The organism is Pseudohalioglobus lutimaris (assembly GCF_002866825.1).
GTDB lineage: Bacteria > Pseudomonadota > Gammaproteobacteria > Pseudomonadales > Halieaceae > Halioglobus > Halioglobus lutimaris.
In genome coordinates, this window is record NZ_PKUS01000018.1 from 82,337 (window position 1) to 96,419 (window position 14,083).

15 protein-coding genes are annotated in these 14,083 nt (G+C 59.4%); 10 read left to right on the forward strand and 5 right to left on the reverse strand.

What is annotated here, in order from left to right; genetic code table 11:
- Positions 1 to 14: 14 nt before the first annotated feature.
- The 7 genes from C0039_RS13550 to trpC all read left to right on the forward strand — a co-directional run bounded on the left by C0039_RS13550 (position 15) and on the right by trpC (position 6,695).
- Entirely contained in the window at positions 15 to 1,040 is a 1,026-nt protein-coding gene (locus C0039_RS13550; protein WP_243391620.1) for an aminoglycoside phosphotransferase family protein, read from the forward strand.
- 5 nt (positions 1,041 to 1,045) lie between these two features.
- Entirely contained in the window at positions 1,046 to 1,726 is a 681-nt protein-coding gene (murU, locus tag C0039_RS13555; RefSeq protein WP_341476652.1) for an N-acetylmuramate alpha-1-phosphate uridylyltransferase MurU, read from the forward strand.
- A 75-nt stretch (positions 1,727 to 1,801) separates the two neighbouring features.
- Positions 1,802 to 2,470: a ribulose-phosphate 3-epimerase gene (rpe, locus tag C0039_RS13560; protein ID WP_101518361.1), complete on the forward strand. Its 669-nt coding sequence runs from the start codon at positions 1,802 to 1,804 to the stop codon at positions 2,468 to 2,470.
- A 307-nt stretch (positions 2,471 to 2,777) separates the two neighbouring features.
- A complete protein-coding gene (gene trpE, locus C0039_RS13565; protein ID WP_075999375.1) occupies positions 2,778 to 4,265 on the forward strand; it encodes an anthranilate synthase component I in 1,488 nt (495 codons plus the stop codon).
- A 1-nt stretch (position 4,266) separates the two neighbouring features.
- Positions 4,267 to 4,845, forward strand: coding sequence for an anthranilate synthase component II (locus C0039_RS13570; protein WP_075999374.1), 579 nt, complete (start codon positions 4,267 to 4,269; stop codon positions 4,843 to 4,845).
- 1 nt (position 4,846) lies between these two features.
- Positions 4,847 to 5,890: an anthranilate phosphoribosyltransferase gene (gene trpD, locus C0039_RS13575; protein WP_075999373.1), complete on the forward strand. Its 1,044-nt coding sequence runs from the start codon at positions 4,847 to 4,849 to the stop codon at positions 5,888 to 5,890.
- Positions 5,891 to 5,894: 4 nt separating this feature from the next.
- Positions 5,895 to 6,695, forward strand: a complete 801-nt coding sequence (gene trpC, locus C0039_RS13580) for an indole-3-glycerol phosphate synthase TrpC (RefSeq protein WP_075999372.1) — start codon at positions 5,895 to 5,897, stop codon at positions 6,693 to 6,695.
- Positions 6,696 to 6,748: 53 nt separating this feature from the next.
- Here trpC and crp read toward each other — a convergent pair whose 3' ends face one another.
- Complete coding sequence (crp, locus tag C0039_RS13585) at positions 6,749 to 7,393, reverse strand: cAMP-activated global transcriptional regulator CRP (RefSeq protein ID WP_075999371.1); 645 nt, start codon at positions 7,391 to 7,393, stop codon at positions 6,749 to 6,751.
- A 126-nt stretch (positions 7,394 to 7,519) separates the two neighbouring features.
- Here crp and C0039_RS13590 point away from each other — a divergent pair, with 126 nt between their 5' ends.
- On the forward strand, positions 7,520 to 7,948 hold the full coding sequence (locus C0039_RS13590) for an OsmC family protein (RefSeq protein WP_075999370.1): 429 nt from the start codon (positions 7,520 to 7,522) through the stop codon (positions 7,946 to 7,948).
- Between the two features lie 3 nt (positions 7,949 to 7,951).
- Here the strand turns inward: C0039_RS13590 and C0039_RS13595 are convergent, their stop codons facing one another.
- From C0039_RS13595 to C0039_RS13610, 4 genes are all read right to left on the reverse strand, one after another.
- Positions 7,952 to 8,905, reverse strand: coding sequence for a sulfotransferase (locus C0039_RS13595; protein WP_165787135.1), 954 nt, complete (start codon positions 8,903 to 8,905; stop codon positions 7,952 to 7,954).
- 7 nt (positions 8,906 to 8,912) lie between these two features.
- On the reverse strand, positions 8,913 to 9,902 hold the full coding sequence (locus C0039_RS13600) for a glycosyltransferase family 2 protein (protein WP_133126002.1): 990 nt from the start codon (positions 9,900 to 9,902) through the stop codon (positions 8,913 to 8,915).
- Positions 9,903 to 9,904: 2 nt separating this feature from the next.
- A complete protein-coding gene (locus C0039_RS13605; RefSeq protein WP_075999368.1) occupies positions 9,905 to 10,681 on the reverse strand; it encodes a class I SAM-dependent methyltransferase in 777 nt (258 codons plus the stop codon).
- A 120-nt stretch (positions 10,682 to 10,801) separates the two neighbouring features.
- Positions 10,802 to 11,155 carry an SEL1-like repeat protein gene (locus tag C0039_RS13610; RefSeq protein ID WP_101518364.1) on the reverse strand — a complete coding sequence of 118 codons (354 nt, stop codon included), beginning with the start codon at positions 11,153 to 11,155 and terminating at the stop codon, positions 10,802 to 10,804.
- Positions 11,156 to 11,283: 128 nt separating this feature from the next.
- Between C0039_RS13610 and C0039_RS13615 the strand changes: the two genes are divergently transcribed.
- Complete coding sequence (locus C0039_RS13615) at positions 11,284 to 12,306, forward strand: radical SAM/SPASM domain-containing protein (protein ID WP_075999366.1); 1,023 nt, start codon at positions 11,284 to 11,286, stop codon at positions 12,304 to 12,306.
- Positions 12,239 to 14,080 (forward strand): sulfatase family protein, encoded by a 1,842-nt coding sequence (locus C0039_RS13620; protein ID WP_101518365.1) that lies wholly within the window; start codon positions 12,239 to 12,241, stop codon positions 14,078 to 14,080. Before C0039_RS13615 ends, C0039_RS13620 begins: the two co-directional genes overlap by 68 nt.
- Positions 14,081 to 14,083 lie beyond the last annotated feature (3 nt).

Genomic DNA, 14,083 nt, shown 5'->3' on the forward strand with positions numbered 1-14,083 from the left:
TGAAGGAGTTATCATTGAGTTCCACCCCCGCAGACCCTGAACTGCTGCCCTGGGCACTGTCGGTGCTCGGCGCCTCCAGTGCCCAGGCGTTTGCGCCGATTGCCGGAGACGCCAGTGCGCGCCGATACTTCCGCCTTACCCTGGCCGAGCACAGCTTTATTGCCGTGGAGGCACCCCCACAGAGTGAGAAGAACGCTGAGTTCCTGGCTGTTCGAGCGCTACTGGATGCGGCGGGTATCCGTGTGCCGGCAATGGTGGCGGCGGATCTGGCGCGCGGTTTCCTGCTGTTGGGAGACCTGGGCGACAGGCTGCTGCTGGCAGAACTCACGCCCGCATCGGTTGACCGCAGTTACCGGGCGGCGTTTGATGTGTTGCAGAAAATGGGTGCCACAGCGGTACCTGATCCGGATTGGCCGCATTACGATGATGAACTGCTGAGCGAAGAGCTCAGCCGATTTCCTCACTGGTTTGTGGTGGAGTTGCTTGCTGCGGAGCCGCCCCCCAATACGCTCTGGGAGACGTTCAGTTCGCGTCTTACTGCCAGTGCCCTGGAGCAACCCCGCGTGCTGGTCCATCGTGACTTTCACAGCCGCAATCTCATGCCCCAGGCCGACGGTGCCCTGGCAGTGATCGATTTTCAGGATGCCGTGGTTGGGCCGGTCTCTTATGACCTGGTATCCCTGTTGCGTGACTGTTACATACGTTGGGAGCCGGAGCAGGTAAGCGCCTGGGCGCTGGCTTACCTGGCCCGGCTGCAGCAGGCTGGTGCGCTTGTGGGCGTGTCGGAGGCGGTTTTTCTGCGCTGGTTTGACCTGATGGGTCTGCAGCGTCATCTCAAAGTACTGGGCACCTTTGCCCGGCTTTACCTGCGTGACGGCAAATCCGCATACCTCGCTGATCTACCCCTGGTGATGCGCTATATTCGCGAGGTTTTGCACCAGCGCCGGGGTGAATGTGCCGACATCGCTGCCTTCGCGGACTGGTTTGAAACCGCCGTTGTGCCGGTTTTTTCTGCCCAGCCATGGGGCCCTGCGCCGTGAGAGCAATGATCCTGGCTGCCGGGTTCGGAGAACGTATGCTGCCCCTCACCGGTCACACTCCCAAACCCCTGCTGCAGGTAGCAGGCACACCTTTGATCGAGTATCACCTGCGCGGGCTGGCCGGGGCGGGGTTTGCGCAGGTGGTGATAAATATCTCGCACCTAGGCCGGCAAATAGAAGCGTATTGCGGTGACGGCTCCCGCTGGGGGCTGGAAATTACCTACTCGCCAGAGGAGCAGCCACTGGAGACTGCCGGTGGTATTCAGCGCGCGCTGCCAGTGTTGGGTGCTCAGCCCTTTCTGGTGGTCAATGGTGATGTGTGGATCGACTACCCATTCCAGCGCCTGGGCAGGTGGCAGTTGAAACCCTGGGAGACTGCCCACCTGGTCATGGTCGATAATCCGCCGCAGCACCCCCTGGGCGATTTTTGCCTGGACGCGGAGGGCAGGGTGACGTATCGGCCGGCAGAGCGTGTCGGCTATACCTACGCCGGCCTCGGTGTGTTCGCGCCGGCATTCTTTGCCCACATGGAGCCGGGTAAGCTGGCGCTGCGTCCACTACTGGATGCAGCGATTGCCGAGGGTTGCCTTGGCGGTGAGCACTTCCGTGGCGACTGGGAAGATGTCGGCACGCCGCAGCGGCTGACGGAACTGGATGCGCGCATCAGCGCGGCTGACAGACGATAATTCAGGCGTTTGCGCCTCGTCCCTGCGCGCTTGAACAGTTAGAATAGCGCTCTGTATTGGCCCGGAACCCAGATCATGAACGACTACCAGATAGCGCCCTCCATCCTCTCCGCTGACTTTGCTCGCCTGGGGGAAGAGGTGGACAATGTCCTCGCTGCCGGCGCCGATATCGTCCATTTCGATGTGATGGATAACCATTACGTGCCCAACCTCACGATCGGGCCCCTGGTGTGCAGCGCGTTGCGCAAGCACGGTGTAACGGCCCCCATCGATGTGCACCTGATGGTCAGTCCGGTGGATCGCCTTATCGGTGACTTCGCTGAGGCGGGTGCCACTTACATCACGTTTCATCCTGATGCCTCCACGCATGTCGATCGCTCCTTGCAGATGATTCGCGATGCGGGCTGCAAGTCTGGCCTGGTGTTCAACCCGGCAGCGGGCCTGGACGCGCTGAAGTACGTGATGGACAAGGTCGATATGGTGCTGCTGATGTCAGTTAACCCCGGGTTCGGTGGCCAGTCTTTTATTCCGTCCACGCTGGACAAGTTACGTGAGGCGCGAGCGCTGATCGACGCCTCTGGCCATGATATTCGCCTCGAAGTGGATGGTGGGGTTTCAGCTAAAAACATTGCCGAAATTGCTGCCGCGGGTGCCGATACTTTTGTCGCGGGCTCCGCGATCTTTAATCAGCCGGATTACGCTGAGGTGATTGCCCGGATGCGGTCTGAGTTGGCCGGGAGTTAGCTGCTTACAGGCCGCTGTTTGTTTCCTGGATCGCTCAGGAGAGGGGCTATGCCGCCTCCCTGACCGCGCTGTATGTTCTCCAGGCCGCCCTCCGGCAAGAGTACAGCGCAGGGATCGTTCTCGACCAGCCATTTGCCAATACCATGCCGCCATGTAAAATAGGCGCACTTTCAATCCGGAGACCGCTGTGCAAACAGCCCCGCGTAACAGCATCGAAACCCTCTCGATGCGTGAGATCACCTGCTGGCGATGGTAGCCAGGACCTCGTCACGACCTGTTTACGCAAACCATTCTCCGAGGAACACCCATGAATTCACAGGACTTTGCCGCGCTGGCGGCACAAGACTACAACCGTATACCCGTTAGCCTGGAAGTGCTGGCCGACCTGGAAACGCCGATCAGCGCTTATCGGAAACTGGCCGAGGGTCCCTACTCTTTCTTCTTTGAATCTGTCCAGGGCGGCGAAAAATGGGGTCGTTATTCCATTATAGGCATGCCCTGTCGCACCGTTCTCAAAGTCCATGGTTACCGTGCTGATGTATATGAAAACGGTGCTCTGGTTGAGAGTGAGGAGGTTGCGGATCCGCTGGCCTATGCCGAGGCCTTTCACCAGCGTTATCGGACAGCCCCCCGCGATGACCTGCCCGTGTTTCATGGCGGGCTGGTGGGTTACTTCGGTTATGACAGCGTACGCTATGTAGAGCCACGCCTGGCGGCCGGTCAGCCGGCGGATGAACTGGGTACCCCCGATATTCTGTTGATGGTTGCCGAGGAAGTCCTGGTGTTCGATAACCTGGCGGGTACGATTCGCCTGGTGGTCAGCGTTGACCCCGCTGCAGAAAATGCTCTGGCGTCAGCGCAGCAGCGCCTGCGGGAGCTGGTGGCAAAATTGCGTGACCCCATGCCACCGCTGCCTGAAGTCGTACTGGAAGGCGCTGACAGTGCTGAACTGGAGCAGCAGGCCGAGTCGCATTTCACCGAGGCCATGTACTATCAGGCGGTAGACAAGGTGAAAGAGTACGTGCTCGCCGGAGACGTGATGCAAGTAGTGCCGTCCCAGCGTATGAGCGTGCCGTTCTCGGCGCCTCCGCTGAATCTCTATCGCGCGCTGCGCAATCTCAATCCCTCACCCTACATGTATTTCCTGGACCTTGAGGACTTTCATATCGTCGGTTCCTCTCCGGAAATCCTCGCCCGGCTGGAGCAGGGTGAGGTCACGGTGCGGCCCATTGCCGGAACGCGGCGACGAGGCTATTCCGAGGAGGAGGATCTCGCGCTGGAAGCGGAGCTGCTGGCTGACCCCAAGGAGATTGCCGAGCACCTGATGCTGATCGACCTGGGGCGTAACGATGTGGGCCGTATTGCCGAGATCGGCTCCGTTGAATTGACCGACAAGATGGAAGTAGAGCGTTACTCACACGTTATGCATATCGTCTCTAATGTCACCGGCCAGCTCAAGGGTGACCGCACCGCCATCGATGTGCTGCGGGCAACCCTGCCCGCCGGCACGCTCAGCGGGGCACCAAAAATTCGAGCGATGGAGATCATCGACGAGCTTGAGCCGGTCAAACGCGGCGTCTACGGTGGCGCGGTGGGTTACATTTCATGGGCGGGTGATATGGACACTGCGATCGCGATTCGCACCGCGGTAATCAAGGACGGCAGACTGTATGTGCAGGCTGGCGGCGGTGTGGTGGCCGATTCTGTACCGCGGCTGGAGTGGAAGGAAACCCACAACAAGGCCCGTGCCATGTTCCGCGCCGCCTCCATGGCGCTTGCCGGAGTGGGGAGCTGATATGTTGCTGATGATAGACAACTACGACTCCTTTACCTACAACGTGGTGCAGTACCTGGGCGAACTGGGCGCGGACGTCCAGGTAGTGCGCAACGATGAAATCGCGGTCAGCGATATCAAAGCGCTCGCCCCGGAGAAAATTGTTATTTCGCCCGGTCCGTGTACCCCTAACGAAGCCGGTATTTCCATGGAGGTCATCAAGGCCTACGCCGGCAGACTCCCGATTCTTGGCATCTGCCTGGGTCACCAGAGCATTGGCCAGGTGTTTGGTGGCAAGGTGGTGCGAGCACGCCAGGTCATGCACGGGAAGACTTCCCCGGTTCATCATCGCGGACAGGGCGTGTTCCGTGGTCTGAGCCAGCCTTTTGAAGCCACCCGCTACCACAGTCTGGTGGTGGAAAAGGCCAGTCTTCCCGACTGCCTGGAAGTCACCGCCTGGACCCAGACTGAATCGGGTGCAGTGGATGAAATCATGGGCCTGCGCCATCGCGAGCTGGCCATTGAGGGCGTGCAGTTCCACCCTGAATCGATTCTTACCGCGCACGGTCATGACCTGCTGCGGAATTTTCTGGAGCAATAGCATGAATATTCAGGAGGCTATCGCCGCACTGGTGGCGTCACAGGATCTCAGTCGTGACGAAATGGCCGGTGTAATGCACCAGGTAATGTCCGGCGCCGCCACCGACGCACAGATAGGCGCCCTGCTGGTCGCGCTGCGCATCAAGGGTGAGACCATCGCAGAGATTGCCGGTGCTGCCCAGGTGATGCGTGAATTGGCGACGCCGGTAGAGGTGGATTGCCCTAACCTGGTTGACCTGGTAGGCACCGGTGGCGATGGGGCCAACCTGTTCAACGTTTCCACCGCTTCAACCTTTGTGGTGGCCGCGGCCGGCGCCCATGTCGCCAAGCATGGAAATCGCAGTGTGTCTTCCAGCAGCGGCAGTTCGGATGTACTGGAGACGCTGGGTATGCCTTTGGATCTGCGTCCGGATCAGGTGGCGCGTGCCGTCCAGGAGGTCGGCGTGGGATTTATGTTCGCCCCGGCTCACCACAGTGCGATGCGCCATGCAGTCGGCCCGCGTCGCGAGCTGGGGCTGCGTACGGTGTTCAATATCCTGGGTCCACTGACCAACCCGGCTGGCGTCAAACGGCAGGTCATCGGCGTGTTTTCCGCTGAGCTATGTGAACCGATGGCCGAGGTCAGCAAGGCGCTGGGCGCTGAGCACGTGATGATTGTGCATTCGGACGACGGCCTGGACGAGATATCAATTGCCGCCGGAACCCGTGTCGCCGAACTGCGCGATGGAAGCATAGAGACCTATCATATTACGCCGGAGGAATTCGGGGTGGCCCGTCAGAGCCTGGATGGGCTGGCCGTTGCCGATGCCAATGAGTCTGCAGCCCTCATTCGTGGCGCGCTGGCCGGAGCTACTGATCCTGCCTCGTCCAGGGCCGCCGCCATAATTGCCCTGAACGCCGGTGCCACCATCTATGTAGCTGGTATTGCCAGCACGCTGGCTGATGGCGTCGCCATGGCAGAGGACTTACTGGCCAGTGGCCAGGCTGCCGAGAAACTGAACTCGTTCATCGATTTCACCCAATTGATGCGCGCAGAAGGGAAGTAGTGTCATGTCGGTAACTCCCCCCACTATTTTGCGTAAGATACTCGCCCGCAAGGCAGAGGAAGTGAAGGAGCGTCGAGCAAAGGTGTCGCTCGCGGGACTGGAGTCACGTATTTCCGAGCAGGCGGCGCCTCGTGGATTTGCGGCTGCCATGGCGGCGAGAGTCGCCGCGTCGGCGCCAGCGGTAATCGCCGAAGTGAAGAAGGCCTCGCCCAGCAAGGGAGTCATTCGGCAAGACTTTCATCCGCAGCAGATTGCGGTCAGCTACCAGAACGGGGGTGCTACCTGCCTGTCAGTACTCACCGATATAGACTTTTTCCAGGGCGCCGATCTTTACCTGCAACAGGCCAGTGCTGCCTGCGCCCTGCCGGTAATTCGCAAGGACTTCACCGTCGATCCCTACCAGGTGGTTGAAGCGCGTGCTATTGGCGCGGACGCGATACTGTTGATCGTCGCTGCCCTGGCGGATGAGCAGATGCGAGAGCTGGCCGATACGGCCATCGAACTTGGACTGGACGTGCTGGTGGAAGTGCACGACCGGGCAGAGTTGGATCGGGCGCTGGAGCTGGAGACGCAGCTGGTAGGGATTAACAACAGAGACCTGCACAGTTTCGATATGCGCCTGGAAACGACCCTGGAATTGTTGCCGCATATCCCCGCGGGCAGGGTGGTCGTCACCGAAAGTGGAATTCATACGCCTGCCGATGTGGCGTTGATGCGCGAGCACGACGTGCATGCCTTCCTGGTCGGTGAGGCGTTTATGCGCGCCGATGAGCCCGGCGAAAAACTAAGGGAGTTGTTTTTCTAAGAGGGCCAGGCCATCCCCGGGTCTATCGCGCGGCCCGACTGCAGACGCTGACCCTAGCGGGTGCCAAAGACCACCATGGTTTTTCCGGAGACCGAAACCAGTCCGTCCTGCTCCAGGGACTTCAGTACCCGGCCTGCCATCTCCCGTGAGCAGCCAACGATCTTGCCAAGCTCCTGTCGGGTGATCTTGATCTGCATGCCGTCGGGGTGGGTCATGGCGTCGGGCTCCTTGCATAGGTCCAGCAGGGTATGGGCAATGCGGCCAGATACATCAACAAAGGCGAGATCGGAGAGCTTGCGTGTGGTCTGGCGCAGTCGCTTGCCCAGCTGGCGCGCTACGGCATAGAGGATTTCGGGGTGCTGGCTGCTTATCTGGTGGAACTTGGTATAGGAGATTTCCGCCACTTCACACTGGGTTTTGGCAACCACCATGGCACTACGCTGGGGAGCCTCGTCTTCGAACAAGCCCATCTCACCGACGAAGTCTCCCGGATTGAGATAGCTGACGACCATCAGGTGGTCTGGCTCAGACTCATCTTCCACCATTACTGAGACGGATCCATCGAGGATCAGGTAGAGTTTGTCACCGGCCTCACCCTGTTTCATCACCGAGGCCTTGGCTTTGTACTCCTTGCGTTGGCAATGGCGCAGGAAGCTCTCGACAGTCGGCATGGCTTTGGTTATTTGCGGTTTGAGCAATGGGTTATTCCCTAAAATTATGTCGCTTTGTTTTGTATTAGTTTATCCCAGACCCGGTCCAAGTAAAACGGTACTTGTTGTGCTAAGCTCCCCGACCGTTTTTCCCCAGTATGAAGAGAAAGTTCGATGAAGGCGACGGTAAAGTGGACCGATGGCGCAATGTTTGTAGGCGAATCCGGGAGCGGCCATGCGGTGGTTATGGACGGCTCTGCGGACCTTGGAGGACGTAACCTCGGACCAAGGCCTATGGAAATGCTGCTCATCGGCACCGGTGGTTGCTCCACCTACGACGTGTTGGGCATGTTGAAGAAGTCGCGTCAGAACGTCGTTGACTGTCAGGTTGAGATCGAGGCAGAGCGCGCGGATGCCGTGCCCGCCGTCTTCACCCGTATCAATCTGCACTTCGTGGTGACAGGCGTGAAGCTGAAAGAGAACCAGGTCAAGCGCGCGGTGGAGTTGTCGGCTGAGAAGTACTGCAGCGCCTCTATCATGCTTGGCGCGGCCGGGGTGGAGATGACTCACAGCTACGAAATCCGCGAGTTTGACGCGGGCTGAGACTCAGCCTCCCAGCTGGTAACCCAGCGCTTCCAGGTCCGCGTCAACCAGGGCCTGAGTGCGGGTATTACTGGCCTCAAATTGTCCCTGCGGTAAGGCCTCCATGTGGTGGCGGAAGCGGCGCTCCATTGCCGGGCCAAGCTTACGATCCAGCCATCCATCCTGCCTTGCCCGAAACGCCGCCATCCTCTGGAATTGCCGTTCCTCGGTCTCTTCCAGCAGCCCATTGCTATTATAAATACTGCGGTAGAGGCGGTTGCCCAGCCTCTTTTTCTCTATGCCAAACAGGGATGAGCCAGGGTTCAGCCTTTGCTGCAGCGGCAGCGCTGCCAGCTGTTGCTCGTCTGCGGGTAGAGCGCAAAACCGGAAAACGTCTGCGGCGAAGCGCCTGGGGTCCAGCTGAAACTGTTCGAAGCATAAAACCTTCACGCTTTCCGCGCCAAAGCGCTGCTGGTAGTAGCGGATCAAGCGATCATATTCCAGGGCTTCCAGTTGAAAACTGGGCGCGATGTGCCGCCAGTGCGGCGGGGAGTTAAGCAATTTCTTGATAGGGTAGGGGTTGCCCCAGGCGACCAGGGTCCGGTACAGGGAACGCAGCATGGAGCGCTGCTCACGGATCACCATCAGTATCCTGGCTTGCGGAAAGCAGGCCTGCAGTTTGTCTGCATTGTATTTTGCGTTGTAGCCGCCATGAGATAGCGCGCCCACCAGGTTTTCCGAGCTGCATACGGGCATCAGTGACCTGTCGCCCGCCGCCTGGTGGCAACGCTGGGAAAACGTTTCGCAAAAATCACCCGGTTCGAAGTCCAGCGGGTTTGGGCTGACCAGCCCCAGCTGTATGTCAAACGCGTTGAGCGGGTTGATGAAGCCGAACTCGGGCAGAAACAGGCACTGCTGCAGCCAGGTGGAGAGGCATTTTGGATAGCCGATGTGAACCAGGGGCGCGGTAATTGTCACGGCTTGCCTAGTCCCCGAAAAACGGGAGCTCTTCCACCGAGTCGACAGGACGCTCGGGCCAAAGGGGTTTTCCCAGCTCGCCGAGGCGTTTTGCCCTGCGCTCGCCATACTTTGACGCCGCACTGATCAGCGCCTGGGCCTGGGGGCTGATGCTGCCATAGAAGAGCGGCTCGCGCGTCAGCGCCTTGTACTTGCCGCGCCATAACTCGCTCAGCTGGCTATAGAATTTTCCGACGACCTGCTCCCGGGTTTCATTGGAGGTCACACCACCGTGAAACTGGTGGAAGCTGGCTTCCCCCATGAGCAGCAGGTAGACCGTGCCGGGCAGCAACCCCAGGGCGCGAAACATATGCAGGTTGATGGCCCCGCCGCCTTCGTAGTCGAAGCGGGTATCGGCATGCTCGATCTGCGCCAGGTTGGCCCGGGGCACGAAGTAGCAGTTGGACTCGGAGATCGGCTGCATGAACCCACGTGAATGCGCGCTGCACCAGACGCTGACCCGGAACAACTCATAGCCGTCCTCGCGCCATTCCACACTACCCAGCAAGCGGTCCTGCTCGGCAATATCGTAGCCGTTCCCTGTGCTGATATTTTGTTCTTCCGGTCCGAGGTGGTGAACGGGAATGCCAACCAGGCAATTGGGATGTGCGCGGAAGCAGGCCAGGGCATGCTCGATGACCCGGGGGGTAATCATATGCGCGCCATCTATCATGATGCCGACATATTCACCGCGCGCCTGCGCAAATCCAAAATTGAGGGCATGTACCGGCGTTTTCGCGGTTTCTTCACGCAGGAAGTAACGAAAATTGCCCTGTAGCGCATCCAGCTTCTCCGCCGCAAAGGGACGGTCTGAACTGTTCTCCACGACGATGACTTCGTAATCCTGTGCGTCGACATTACGTTGGTAAGTCGCAGACAGGGTGAACAGGGTTCTCTCCAGTTGTTCCGGCATGCGGTAAGCAACGACGACAATGGAAAGGAGTGGTTTCCTGCTCACAATCAGCTCTTGCCCGACAGCTTGCGCTTCACCGCCGCTTCCCGGGACTGGCGGAATTTGCGCGCCTGGCGCCGGCTTTTAAGGAACTGGCCGCCGATGCTGTAGAGCTCGCCCAGTGCCTGGCGGTCTTCGGGTGAGTCGGCGAAAAGCAGTTGAATGAGCTGCGACTCCTGTTCCAGCGGTTTGCCCCCGGGTTTGCGTAGCACGCCCAGGCCGTGCCCATGTTTGAAGGCAAAGGTCTGGTGTTGCTGTTCCAGTTCCTCCCAGAGTCTCCAGACCCCGAAGTCCCCCTGGCGTTCAGCAATATCGTGAAACAGGATAATGCCCCCCTCCGCGACTTTCGGATACCAGGTGTTGAAATCGTGGGATACCGCCTCGTAAGTGTGCAGGCCATCGATGTGCAGCAGGTCGATCGATCCGTCGCTGAACTGGGGCGAGGCCGCATCGAAAGTCATACGCAGCAAGTAGGCATAGTGCCGGTAGTGCTCGCGCACATGGCCTGCCAGGGCATCGTAGATCTCTTCACCGTAGCTGCCCGTGTGTTGATCACCCTCCCAGGTGTCGACAGCGTAACAGGTGCAATCCTGCGAGTGACTGCGTACAGACTGGCAGAAAACGCCAAAGGAGAAGCCGCGCTGGCTGCCCAGTTCGACGAGTAGCCGGGGCGCCTTGGCGGCGACCAGGTCATAGCCGAAGCAGGCGTGGTCCATCCAGGTACTCTGGCCGCGTAATCTGGGCTCGAAATCAACGCGCAGGCTGGGAGGAACATAAAGAGACATAGCGTGGGAACCTGGTTGCGGCCGCTGCCTGGAATGGCCAGATCAGAGCAATTTTCAAATAATTATCAATTAGTTGCGGGCATTCTACGCGCAGCCCGAAGGCCTGCGCAAGCGATCTGCTCAGGCGTCACGGTTCTTTTTGGCGGCCTTGAGCCTGGCTTTGGCGGCACGGTCACCCTGGTCTGCTGCGCGCTCCAGCCACTGCAGGTACAGCTCCATGCTCTGAGGCACACCGTGGCCGGAATAGTACATTTTTGCCAGCAGTTGCTGTGCCTTGAGCTCCCCGGCTTCCGCATGATGACGCAAAATCGGTTCGGCGCGGGAGTAGTCCTCGCGCATGTAGGACTTGATACCCAGGTGTAGAGGTTGAACCGGTTCCGCAGCCCGCACGGCTTCTCCTGGCTGCCTTTGGCGCAACCAGAGTATCAGGGCAATTACCGCTGCCAGGGAGAGAAGGAGAATCAAGTACTGCATGGGTTTCCCAGGATATCGTCTGTATCGTTGTCGGGCAGGAATTGAACAGGGCAATGCGGTGCTATACTCTTGTGCCCCATGACTGACCCCCTTCGCGGGCCAGCTTTACATCCGGAAGTTGCGTCATTATGAAGTTTTCCCACGTGCTAGTCGATATCGAGTTGACCAACCGCTGCAACGCCCTTTGCTCATTTTGCCCGCGTGACAAAACCCCGCAGCAAGGTTATCTCAGTCGGGAGAATTTCTACCAGGCGATCGATCGAGTACTGGAGCTTCCCCAGCCCCTGCCCAAGGTCACGTTTACCGGCCAGGGAGAACCGACCCTGCACGCCGATATTGTTGAATTCATGCAACACGCCACGCAAAAGGGGCTGCGTGTTGGGATGACCAGTAATGCTTCGCGCATGCACGCGCAGCTGGCGCAGGACCTGGTTGACGCCGGGCTCAAGGAAATAAGCCTCAGTATCAGTGACTTTGGTGAAGATTATGAAGAGGTCTATAACCTTGACTTCGACACGTCGATGAACAATGCGCTGAAGTTTGTGGAGATCGCGAAGGACAAGGTGCAGATCACCATTAACATTGTCGAGCACGATATCAACAAGTCCAAAGTTGAGGAGATGAAAGCCTTCTGGCGTTCACACGGCGTAAACCGCTTCCTGGTGTTCGCGCAGAACAACCGGGGTGGTGCCTGTGAAAATGGCAAGTTGTTCCTGGAAAGTCGCGCCACTCTGGATGAGGCAGAGGGGCTGATGCGCGACCACGGTATCTCCACGCTCTGCGACGCAGCCTTCAAGTTTCTGTTTGTGGGCTGGAGCGGCAATTACTACGTGTGTTGCAACGACTACGAGAAAACCACGCCCCTGGGCCATGTCACCGATATTGGTTTCACCGCGCTCAACGACACCAAGGTAGACTTGTTGGCACGCGGTGGTATTTCCGCCTGCCTTGACTGCGACCTGGATCCGACCAACCGGGTGCGTGAAATCCTGCTGGAGCGTGATCATGGCTTTGCCAGCGACGAGGATGTGAGCAAGGTGTTGCAGAACCTGCGCCGGGACCAGCAACAATTTCCGGGTATGCATGAGGATCTCGACTGGCGCGAACGCATCCTGCGCGACGATCACGGATTACTGGCACGCTCTTCCTGACGTGCGTTCCGCCTGCCTGCCGCTGTTGCTGGTTATCCTGCTGGCCGCGTGTGGTACGGAAACCCCGGGTGCAGGCGATGACAACAATAGGCCGAATATCCTGCTGATACTTGCCGATGACCTGGGTAACAATGACCTGGGTATTTTTGGCGACGGCAGCGCAACCACCCCCAACATTGACCGTCTGGCGCGACAGGGTGTGCGCTTCACGCGGCATTACGCCCACGCCACCTGTCGCCCTTCACGCGTGGAGTTGTTAACGGGGATGGCCGCCAGCCGGATTGGCGTACCCCCTCATTTGCGCGGGATAGGCCCGGAAGTCGCCACACTGCCGGAAATATTGTCAGAGGCCGGTTATGCCACGTTGCACCTGGGTAAATGGCACCTGGGCCAGGACCAGCCCTCCGCCTTTCCCGACCGCCAGGGCTTCACCGAGTGGTTCGGTTTCCTGCACGCCCTGGAAACCGGCAATGGCGTCGCGGGACCCGCCCGATCCTCCTATTACAATCCCTGGCTGCAAGGCTCCTCCCTCGCACCCCGCCAGATTAGCGGGCACCTTACCGATATACTTACCGATGCTGCTGTTACCAGGATCAAACAGCTTTCCGCCGCGACAGCCCCCTGGTTTATCAATCTCTGGTACTTTGCCCCGCACACTCCCGTGCAGCCGCCGGCTCGATTCGCCGCAAAGTTCCCGGAAACAGCAGAGGGGCGCTATCTGGCCCTGGTGGCGCAATTGGACGACTCGGTAGGTCGCCTGCTGCAGGCACTGGATGAGGCGGGTGAGTTAGCCGACACACTGGTGGTGTTTGCCAGCGACAATGGTGGTGTGAACAAGGACCGCAACAGCAACAAGCCCTACTTTGGGAAAAAGAACACGTTTTATGAGGGTGGCCTGCGCACACCGCTGATTCTCTCGCGACCGGGCACCCTGGCTCCGCGGGAAGTCCGCGCGCCGGTATTCATTCGCGACCTGATGCCATCATTGCTCGCGCATGCCGGGCTGCCGGTGCCGACGGGATTGGACGGGAAAGAGCTGACACCGTTACTCCTAGGCGGCGATGTCCAGGGGCGCGAAACGGTTTTCTGGGACATGGCCAGCTTCGACTGGTCACAGCGTGGCGTCCTTGACCTGGCCGGGGAGTACCTGGTTTACCAGAACAAGATGCAGCGCCACGGCGAGGCGGGGGCGTACTTCGCGCCCCCGCAGGTCGCTTCCGCAAAAGCCCTGGACCCGATTGAGGCTGAATATGCCAGTTGGGCAGAGTCGGTGCGCAGGGTTGCATTGACGGCGACCGAGCGGGGCGGGCAACGCCACTATACTGGCAACAGTTACCGGCGCACACCGGGTTATGGGGCGTGGACTTTACAGTTGCCAGTCCTCGTTGGTGCGGCGCCCCCGGTGTTGGCACAGCAGGAAGGCCACTTTTCCCTGCGCATCGCCGGGCGGGACCTGGAACTGGTGCTACCCGGTACGCGCGCCGAGTTTGCCCTGCCCGGTGATGGCTGCCAGTTGCTCACCATCTCCACGTATTACCAGTGGTCGGTGCGTCGACCGCGACGGTCCACCGGCCACCTGGCGGTGAGGCTGGGAGAGCGCGTTTTGCACAGCGCCAGTTTTCCCCTCAATAAAACGCAGTTGGTAGACAACTATCCGGCCTTCAAGCTTGATTCGCCTGCGGGAGAGCCAGTGATCAGTAATGCGTTCCTGTCTGCTGATATCACAGGGCATTACCAGCGAGCCCTGGGGTCTGCGGCGAACTGCGGGCAGTGAGGG

What these genes read in the sequence shown, in the direction of transcription:
- C0039_RS13605 (WP_075999368.1), bottom strand. Translation starts at nt 10,681, where the DNA reads ATGTCTCTTTATGTTCCTCCCAGCCTGCGCGTTGATTTCGAGCCCAGA.
- trpD (WP_075999373.1), top strand. Translation starts at nt 4,847, where the DNA reads ATGAATATTCAGGAGGCTATCGCCGCACTGGTGGCGTCACAGGATCTC.
- C0039_RS13615 (WP_075999366.1), top strand. Translation starts at nt 11,284, where the DNA reads ATGAAGTTTTCCCACGTGCTAGTCGATATCGAGTTGACCAACCGCTGC.
- C0039_RS13610 (WP_101518364.1), bottom strand. Translation starts at nt 11,155, where the DNA reads ATGCAGTACTTGATTCTCCTTCTCTCCCTGGCAGCGGTAATTGCCCTG.
- C0039_RS13620 (WP_101518365.1), top strand. Translation starts at nt 12,239, where the DNA reads ATGAGGATCTCGACTGGCGCGAACGCATCCTGCGCGACGATCACGGAT.
- rpe (WP_101518361.1), top strand. Translation starts at nt 1,802, where the DNA reads ATGAACGACTACCAGATAGCGCCCTCCATCCTCTCCGCTGACTTTGCT.
- murU (WP_341476652.1), top strand. Translation starts at nt 1,046, where the DNA reads ATGATCCTGGCTGCCGGGTTCGGAGAACGTATGCTGCCCCTCACCGGT.
- C0039_RS13570 (WP_075999374.1), top strand. Translation starts at nt 4,267, where the DNA reads ATGTTGCTGATGATAGACAACTACGACTCCTTTACCTACAACGTGGTG.
- trpE (WP_075999375.1), top strand. Translation starts at nt 2,778, where the DNA reads ATGAATTCACAGGACTTTGCCGCGCTGGCGGCACAAGACTACAACCGT.
- trpC (WP_075999372.1), top strand. Translation starts at nt 5,895, where the DNA reads ATGTCGGTAACTCCCCCCACTATTTTGCGTAAGATACTCGCCCGCAAG.
- C0039_RS13590 (WP_075999370.1), top strand. Translation starts at nt 7,520, where the DNA reads ATGAAGGCGACGGTAAAGTGGACCGATGGCGCAATGTTTGTAGGCGAA.